The organism is Erwinia sp. V71 (genome assembly GCF_965644245.1).
Lineage (GTDB): Bacteria > Pseudomonadota > Gammaproteobacteria > Enterobacterales > Enterobacteriaceae > Erwinia.
Genome location: NZ_CBFFRK010000008.1, coordinates 68,759 through 76,479, shown reverse-complemented (window position 1 = coordinate 76,479; position 7,721 = coordinate 68,759). Strand labels below are relative to the sequence as shown.

Below are 7,721 nucleotides of genomic sequence, written 5' to 3'. Positions count from 1 at the left end.
AGCAGGATAGCTTATCGGTAGCTAACCGTCCCTCCATCCACATGACCAAGCGTTGCACTTATTATCTGAATTCGCGGAATACGGTTTTTATTCTGGATGCCTGGTTCGGATTTCGCGACAAAACGGTTCTGCAGAGTCATCTGACAATGTGCGGCTGTAACAATATTCTTGAGGTGTGGAATCAGATTTCCCCGGCACTGGCAGCTGAGCGTTACCAGCAACGTTGTGCTGACAGAATAAAAGGTCATCCGGGAGAGGAATATATTCCTGAACTGATGTTACTGGCAGGGAACGCTCAGCCGCTGCGATTAGGTGAGGTCTATACCGTTGACCAGGATAAGGGGGGAGAGCGTCAGGAACTTATTTCATGGGTCAATCAACGCCTGAATCACATTTAATTCTAACTAAATTATCTCTTGTACTAGGAATTAACCAATGAACAAAATGACAACAGCAGAGCGCCGTGGTTATCAGATGATTTGTGATGCTACTGGCTCAATGATGGTTGTCGCCTGCGACCAGCGTGGCGGCATGCGAACCTTATTAGCATCAACGCCTGAAGAGCAGGCAAAAATTAGTAACGAAGCCTTAGGCAAAACCAAATACGATATTACCCGTTATCTGGCCGCAGAAGCGGGATGCGTGCTGGTTGATCCGATTTGCGCCGTGCCAGGCATCATTGATGAAGGGGTGGTGCCACGTGATACCGGGCTGCTGGTCGGTCTTGATGCATCAGGCTGGGAAACCTCGGCACAGGGTTACCGCATCTCCACCATGGTTGAAGGCATCACTGCCCGTAAGGTGCGCGAGCTGGGCGCCACCGGCGGGAAAATTATGATCTACCTGCGCAGTGATATTCCTGAAGCGAACACGGCTAATCTTGCCACGCTGCGTGCCGTCATTAGCGATTTCGCCCGTGAAGACCTGTTCCTGGTGGTCGAGTTCCTGACATATCAGCTGGAGAATGAGAGTAAAGAAGCATATCAGCAAAAAATCCCGCAGCTGATTCAGCAGGGCTGCCAGGCCTGCATCGACTGTGGGGCAAAAGTGCTGAAAATCCCTTATCCGGGAAGTGAAGATGCCTGTGCCGGTGTGACGGCCATCTGCGGTGATATCCCCTGGGCGGTGTTGTCGGCAGGGGTTGATCACGCGACCTTCCTGCAACAGGTAGATATCTCATTGCGTAATGGTGCTTCGGGTGTGATTGCCGGACGCTCACTGTGGAAAGACTGCATTTCCCTCGACCGTAATATCTCCCGGGAAAAGCTCCCCTCGGTTGCCGTCTCGCGTTTACGTGATATCCAGCAGTTGCTGGTTAAATATCGTAAACCGCGCGCAATTGCCTGATCGGCTCCGTTACGGGTCTGGCTGACGTTGACCGCCGCGGCAGCCAGACCATTTTCAGCAGCCGGAAAATAGCCGCGGATTTGCATTTACTTACGCTATCTGACACGGAAATCTGTCGTTGCGATTGAAAGTCAGGCGCAAAGTCCCTATAACAGAAAGAGACGAAGAAACACTCAGCAGTAAATGTTCAGGCGGTAAAGTGCACAAGAAGACCTATGCCATGAGATATGTTGCGGGACAGCCTGCGGAGCGTATTTTTCCGCCCGGGGCGATGCTGCACGTAGGTCAGGCGTTACCGCCGGGCGTACCGCTGCCCACCGAAGGGGCGTCGTTGCGGGTGTTAGTCTGGAATATTTTTAAGCAGCAACGTGCTGAATGGTTATCCGTGCTGCAGAACTTTGGTAAAGATGCCCATCTGGTCCTGCTGCAGGAAGCGCAAACCACGCCAGAGCTGGTGCGCTTTGCCACCTCGAATTACCTCGCGGCCGATCAGGTTCCCGCCTTTGTGCTGCCACAGCACCCTTCTGGGGTGATGACGCTGGCTGCTGCGCATCCGGTTTATTGCTGCCCGTTACGTGAACGTGAGCCTTTGCTGCGTTTAGCGAAATCGGCTCTGGTGACGGCCTACCCATTGCCAGGCGGTGAAATGCTGATGGTGGTGAATGTGCATGCGGTGAACTTCAGTCTGGGTATTGATGTATACAGCAAGCAACTGGGGCCGATTGGTGAGCAGATTCAGCACCACCGTGGGCCAGTGATCCTGGCGGGGGATTTTAACGCCTGGAGCCGCCAGCGGATGAATGCGCTGTTCCGCTTTGCGCGAGAAATGTCGCTGCGTGAAGTGCGTTTTACTGATGATCATCGTCGTAAAGCTTTTGGCCGCCCGTTAGATTTCGTTTTCTACCGCGGTATGAACGTGGTTGAGGCTTCCGTCCTCGTTACGCGTGCATCCGATCACAATCCTCTACTCGTTGAATTTCATCCCGGCAAGCCTGAGCTTATCTAAGGATGAATTGGGCCTGCCGTTAGGGCAGGTCAGTTGCGTCTGCCCTTTTATTAAAACAATCGTCTAAAAGGAAACAGAGATATGGCAACGCAAAGTCACCATCAACATGTCGATAAACAGTTTGGCGATCAGGCTGATGCTTACCTGAGCAGCACGGTGCATGCCAGCGGGCGCGATCTGGAACGTTTAAGCGCACGGCTGTCTGCATATCCACAGGCACGGGTACTCGATCTGGGGTGCGGTACCGGGCACGCCAGTTTTATCGCTGCACAGCAGGTGCGTGAGGTGGTTGCTTACGATCTGTCGGCGCAGATGCTGGAGGTGGTGGCGAAAACCGCTGAACAGCGTGGCTACGGTCATTTAACCACGGCGCAGGGGTATGCCGAGGCGTTACCGTTCCCGGATAGCAGCTTTGATATCGTGATCAGCCGTTACTCCGCCCATCACTGGCATGATGTCGGTCAGGCGCTGCGTGAGGTGAAACGCGTTCTGCAACCGGGCGGCAAAGTGATCTTTATGGATGTCAGTGCGCCAGGCAATGCGGTGCTGGATATCTGGCTGCAGACGGTGGAAGCGCTGCGTGATACTTCGCATGTTCATAATTATGCGCCGGGAGAGTGGGCTGCGCTGTTTACGGCAGCGGGGCTGGCCATCAATGGCATCAGTCAGGATCGGCTGTATCTGGAGTTCAGCAGCTGGATTGCCCGTATGCGCACGCCAGATGTATTGACTCAGGCTATTCGCACTTATCAGCAGTCGGCATCGGATGAAGTGAAACGCTATTATGCTTTACAGGAAGATTGCAGCTTCAGCAGTGATATTATCTTTATCGAAGCGACGAAACCGCAGTAAGCAGGCAAAGAAAAAGCCACTCTGTTGAGTGGCTTTTTTTCGGTATGAACTTAGCTTTCTGGTGTGGCGCGGTTATTCACAAACAGCGTCAGCTTGTCACCGGGCTGCAGGTTTTTCGCGTCGCTTAACAGCGTGTTCCAGCGCATCACGTCTTTGGTATTCACGCCATGACGTTTTGCAATACTGGCCAGCGAATCGCCTTTACGCACCTGGTAAGTGATGCTGTTGTTCTGCGCCAGCTGCGTGCCTTTACCGCCTGATACGCTCAGCGTTTGCCCCGGTTTAATCTTGCCACCGCGCAGGTTATTTGCGCTCTGCAAGTCTTTCACCGAGACGCCAAGGCGTTTCGCGATGCCAGATAAGGTATCGCCATTGCGTACCTTATAGCTGCTGCTGGTGCTGCTGTTGTTCGCCACCTGCGTTGCAGGCTGAACAGCGGCAATATCACCTGTCGCCAGTGAGTTACGCAGCGTCGCGACATTCGACTTCGGCACCATGATGTAATGGGGACCGTTAGGGGCTGTCACGCCGTTTTTGTAACCCGTATTAAAGCTTTTCAGCTTGCTGAGCGACATACCCGCCATCTCAGCTGCCTGGGTCAGTTCAATCTGCTGTCCCACTTCCACACGCGCCAGAGCGCGGCTTTCGTTAGGTGTTGGCAGTTTGACTCCGTAACGCTTGCTGTTCTTGAGGATTTCGCCTAAAGCCAGCATTTTCGGCACATACACCGTGGTTTCACGTGGTAACGATAAACTCCAGAAGTCGGTTGGCTTCCCGCGCGCCTTGTTCTGTTTTATCGCTTTCATCACGCGGCCTTCACCACTGTTATACGCGGCAACGGTCAGTAACCAGTCTCCGCCAAACATGTCGTTCAGGCGCTGCATCATATCCAGCGCAACCTTAGTGGATGCGACGACGTCACGACGACCGTCATACCACTGGTTCTGTTTCAAACCATAATTACGCCCCGTTTGCGGGACAATCTGCCAGATGCCTGCGGCATTGGCGGATGATGTCGCGCGGGGGTCAAAAGCGCTCTCCACTATGGGTAGTAGTACCAGTTCCATCGGCATCTTACGTTTCTTAATCTGCTCGACTATCCAGTACATATACGGCTCTGCCCGTAATGTTACATCGTGGAGATAGCTCTTGTCCTTCAGGTACTTCTGTTTTTGTTCGCGGATCCGGTAATTCTCCGGAACCTCCATCTTCAGCTCGTCGCTTATGAAATTCCACAGATCCTGGTCTTGCGCAAAGGTTGTTCCATCATCCTGCCAGCGCGGCGACAACATACGATCCGAGTACTTTCCATTTTCACCTTGACCTGCCGAAGACAAACTCTGTGCATGCTGTTCCGGGATGTTGGCATCATGCCTTGACGCCTGGCACCCCACCAGCAAGACCGAGGCTATTATCATCGCTTTAGCCTTCATGTGTGTGTCAATAGTTAGATTAAAAGACGAGCAATCATACGTTGTCGGCCGCGGCAACACAACCTTTAAAATTAAAAACTGTCTTTCAACTCGCGTAAACGGGCGAAAACCTGCCATGGTTGCTGTGGTGGAACATCGACTCCGATAACCTTTTGTAAATCAGTATCATGCGTTCGTAAAAATAAATTAATCTTTCGCTCAAGAGCCAAATTTGATGGCAAACTAGTGCGGTTTTTATCGCGTAACTCCTTAATTTGTCGATAGTAGCGCGCAATGTCACTATCTTCCGGCAGCGTCGCCTGTGCAAACTTCAAATTGGATAATGTGTACTCATGTGCGCAGCAAATCAGGGTGTCAGCAGGGAGTTTGTTAAGTTTCTGAAATGACTGGTGCATTTGTTCTGGCGTGCCTTCGAAGAGCCGTCCGCAGCCGCCAGAAAACATCGTGTCGCCACAAAAAAGGTAAGGGGAACTGAAATATGAGATATGTCCTAAAGTGTGGCCTGGGGTGAAGATAACGCTAAATTCGCGCCCCAAAATAGTCACTACATCGCCTTCACTGACGATTTCTGTCGCCCCTTTATCTTGTGTCTCTGCGGGGCCATACACCACAAGTTGTGGCCACTGTTCACACAGTTGTTTTACGCCGCCAACATGGTCATGGTGATGGTGGGTGAGTAAAATCGCCACCGGTTGCCACTGATTTTGCTGCAGCGTGGCGATCACCGGCGCCGCTTCGCCCGGGTCGACAATCAGGCAGTGACCGCTGTCATCATTTAGCGTCCAGATGTAGTTATCCTGTAACGCTGGAATGCTGGTAAGATTCATAGACACCTCCTGGAAGGTTGTTCAGGAACAACGATGGTAAAGCATGAAGCCTGCTAAAACACGCCAAATTCATAATGCGCCAGAGTCCTGGGCGGACATGCCCTGGGGGGACTATTTCCGCGATGCGCTGGCCCAGCACCTGCAACCCTGTCTGAGCAAACTGTATGGTTTTCATCTGCTGAAAATTGGCAACCTGAGTGCAGAAATTGATACTCAGGCCTGCCCGGTTTCACATCAGGTGAATGTGGGGCGCGCCGGGGAGGCGTTACAGGTCATTGCCGATCCGATGTCGCTGCCGTTTGAATCCAAGTCGGTGGATGCCTGCTTACTGGCGCATGCCTTATCCTGGAGCAGCGATCCCCACCGTATTTTGCGCGAGGTCGATCGGGTTCTGATTGATGATGGCTGGATGATTATCAGCGGCTTCAATCCGTTCAGCCTGTTAGGTATCGGCAAGATTGTGCCGGGTCTCAACCGCCATGCACCGTGGAACGGACGAATGTTCAGCCAGATGCGACTGCTCGACTGGCTGAGCCTGCTGAATTATGAAGTGATTCACCGCACCCGCTTCCAGGTGGTGCCGTGGAAGCAGCAGGGCGGCAAAGTGGTGAGTACCCACCTGCCGGCGCTGGGGTGTCTGAATATTGTCGTGGCGCGTAAACGGACTTTCCCGCTGACGATGACGCCGGCGCGCAAAACCGCCAGCAAAACGCAGCTGCGCGCGGCGGTCAATGCCACGCGCCAGTTCCGCGCTCAGGATTCTGCCTGATAGCCCACGTCATCAAATGTCGGATTACCCGCCGCGCTGCGTGCCAGCTCGTCGCAGCGCTCATTTTCCGGGTGTCCGGCATGGCCTTTGACCCACTGCCAGTTAATTTCATGATGACTGAGTGCGGTGTCGAGGCGTTTCCATAAATCGACATTTTTTACCGGCTTTTTATCGGCAGTTTTCCAGCCGCGTTTTTTCCAGTTATGGATCCAGCTGGTAATCCCCTGGCGTACATACTGGCTGTCGGTACTGAGGGTGACGCTGCAGGGCTGGGTCAGCGCTTCCAGCGCGACGATAGCCGCCATCATTTCCATTCGATTGTTGGTGGTAAGATGAAAACCGGCGCTGAAGGTCTTTTCATGCTTACCGTAGCGCAGAATTGCGCCGTAACCGCCCGGCCCTGGGTTTCCCAGGCAGGAACCGTCGGTGAAAATTTCTACCTGTTTACGCATCTCTGGTAAACTTCCCTCTGACAAAACGCCAAGTCTGACATAAACGAGCCCTATGAGCACAGCAATTACACGCCAAATCGTACTCGATACCGAAACCACCGGCATGAACATGGTGGGCGTCCACTATGAAGGCCACTGCATCATTGAAATCGGTGCCGTGGAGGTGGTGAACCGTCGCCTGACCGGCAACAACTTCCATATGTATCTGAAACCGGACCGGCTGGTGGACCCGGAAGCGTTTGGCGTTCACGGTATTGCCGATGAGTTCTTGCTGGATAAGCCCACCTTTGCTGATATCGCTGATGAGTTTATTGACTACATTCGCGGCGCGGAGCTGGTGATCCATAACGCATCGTTCGATATCGGCTTTATGGATTATGAATTCGGCAAGCTGAAACGGGATATCCCGAAAACGGAAACCTTCTGTCAGGTGACCGACAGCCTGATGATGGCGCGTAAGCTGTTCCCGGGTAAGCGTAACAGCCTTGATGCGTTGTGCAGCCGTTACGAAATCGATAACAGCAAGCGTACGCTGCACGGGGCATTGCTTGACTCCGAAATTCTGGCGGAAGTGTTCCTGGCGATGACCGGCGGACAGACCTCGCTGGCTTTTTCGCAGGACGGTGAACAGCAGAATGCGGCAGGGGGCGAAGCGGTGCACCAGCGTATTGCTCGTCCATTGTCGGCACTGCGCGTGGTTTCTGCCACTGATGAAGAGATGCTGGCGCATGAACAGCGGCTGGATCTGGTGCTGAAAAAGGGCGGCAGCTGTTTGTGGCGGGCATAAGTGTATCATTTTACGCCAGAAAACCGCGCTGGCGCTGAAAAAGCAGGCAAACGCACCTTTATCTGCTAAAAAGCGTTGACGACATCTTACCAGGCCATTAATATGCGCCTCGTTCCCGACGGGGAACAAGCGCGGAGCGGTAGTTCAGTTGGTTAGAATACCTGCCTGTCACGCAGGGGGTCGCGGGTTCGAGCCCCGTCCGTTCCGCCAACATTCAGAAAGCCTGATTCAGAAATGAATCAGGCTTT

General features: G+C 53.2%; 8 protein-coding genes, 1 tRNA gene and 1 pseudogene. 7 read left to right on the top strand and 3 right to left on the bottom strand.

Going from position 1 to position 7,721, the window contains the following annotated elements; genetic code table 11:
• The 4 genes and pseudogenes from ACSZO1_RS03375 to ACSZO1_RS03360 form a co-directional block, all read left to right on the top strand.
• Positions 1–398 (top strand): annotated as a pseudogene (locus tag ACSZO1_RS03375) (hypothetical protein); the annotation flags it as partial.
• A 37-nt stretch (positions 399–435) separates the two neighbouring features.
• The gene (locus tag ACSZO1_RS03370) at positions 436–1,347 is read left to right on the top strand and encodes a tagatose-bisphosphate aldolase (RefSeq protein WP_437609517.1); all 912 of its coding nucleotides are present in this window, start codon (positions 436–438) and stop codon (positions 1,345–1,347) included.
• Positions 1,348–1,546: 199 nt separating this feature from the next.
• Positions 1,547–2,353, top strand: coding sequence for an endonuclease/exonuclease/phosphatase family protein (locus ACSZO1_RS03365; RefSeq protein WP_437609515.1), 807 nt, complete (start codon positions 1,547–1,549; stop codon positions 2,351–2,353).
• Between the two features lie 81 nt (positions 2,354–2,434).
• Complete coding sequence (locus tag ACSZO1_RS03360) at positions 2,435–3,205, top strand: class I SAM-dependent methyltransferase (RefSeq protein WP_437609514.1); 771 nt, start codon at positions 2,435–2,437, stop codon at positions 3,203–3,205.
• Positions 3,206–3,255: 50 nt separating this feature from the next.
• Here ACSZO1_RS03360 and mltD read toward each other — a convergent pair whose 3' ends face one another.
• Positions 3,256–4,638 carry a murein transglycosylase D gene (gene mltD / locus ACSZO1_RS03355; RefSeq protein ID WP_437609512.1) on the bottom strand — a complete coding sequence of 461 codons (1,383 nt, stop codon included), beginning with the start codon at positions 4,636–4,638 and terminating at the stop codon, positions 3,256–3,258.
• 71 nt (positions 4,639–4,709) lie between these two features.
• Positions 4,710–5,465 carry a hydroxyacylglutathione hydrolase gene (gene gloB, locus ACSZO1_RS03350; RefSeq protein ID WP_437609510.1) on the bottom strand — a complete coding sequence of 252 codons (756 nt, stop codon included), beginning with the start codon at positions 5,463–5,465 and terminating at the stop codon, positions 4,710–4,712.
• A 43-nt stretch (positions 5,466–5,508) separates the two neighbouring features.
• On the opposite strand from gloB, the gene ACSZO1_RS03345 reads away from it, so the two are divergent.
• Entirely contained in the window at positions 5,509–6,234 is a 726-nt protein-coding gene (locus ACSZO1_RS03345; RefSeq protein WP_437609508.1) for a class I SAM-dependent methyltransferase, read from the top strand.
• Here ACSZO1_RS03345 and rnhA read toward each other — a convergent pair.
• The gene (gene rnhA / locus ACSZO1_RS03340) at positions 6,219–6,785 is read right to left on the bottom strand and encodes a ribonuclease HI (protein WP_437609506.1); all 567 of its coding nucleotides are present in this window, start codon (positions 6,783–6,785) and stop codon (positions 6,219–6,221) included. The genes ACSZO1_RS03345 and rnhA overlap by 16 nt on opposite strands.
• Here rnhA and dnaQ point away from each other — a divergent pair.
• Positions 6,739–7,473, top strand: a complete 735-nt coding sequence (gene dnaQ / locus ACSZO1_RS03335; RefSeq protein ID WP_437609504.1) for a DNA polymerase III subunit epsilon — start codon at positions 6,739–6,741, stop codon at positions 7,471–7,473. The two genes, rnhA and dnaQ, sit on opposite strands and share 47 nt — an antisense overlap.
• 133 nt (positions 7,474–7,606) lie before the next feature.
• Positions 7,607–7,683 (top strand) — tRNA-Asp (locus tag ACSZO1_RS03330).
• Positions 7,684–7,721 lie beyond the last annotated feature (38 nt).

Bases quoted from the DNA above. Each gene is read 5' to 3' on its own strand.
- dnaQ (WP_437609504.1), top strand. From the start codon at position 6,739: ATGAGCACAGCAATTACACGCCAAATCGTACTCGATACCGAAACCACC.
- ACSZO1_RS03360 (WP_437609514.1), top strand. From the start codon at position 2,435: ATGGCAACGCAAAGTCACCATCAACATGTCGATAAACAGTTTGGCGAT.
- ACSZO1_RS03345 (WP_437609508.1), top strand. From the start codon at position 5,509: ATGAAGCCTGCTAAAACACGCCAAATTCATAATGCGCCAGAGTCCTGG.
- gloB (WP_437609510.1), bottom strand. From the start codon at position 5,465: ATGAATCTTACCAGCATTCCAGCGTTACAGGATAACTACATCTGGACG.
- mltD (WP_437609512.1), bottom strand. From the start codon at position 4,638: ATGAAGGCTAAAGCGATGATAATAGCCTCGGTCTTGCTGGTGGGGTGC.
- ACSZO1_RS03370 (WP_437609517.1), top strand. From the start codon at position 436: ATGAACAAAATGACAACAGCAGAGCGCCGTGGTTATCAGATGATTTGT.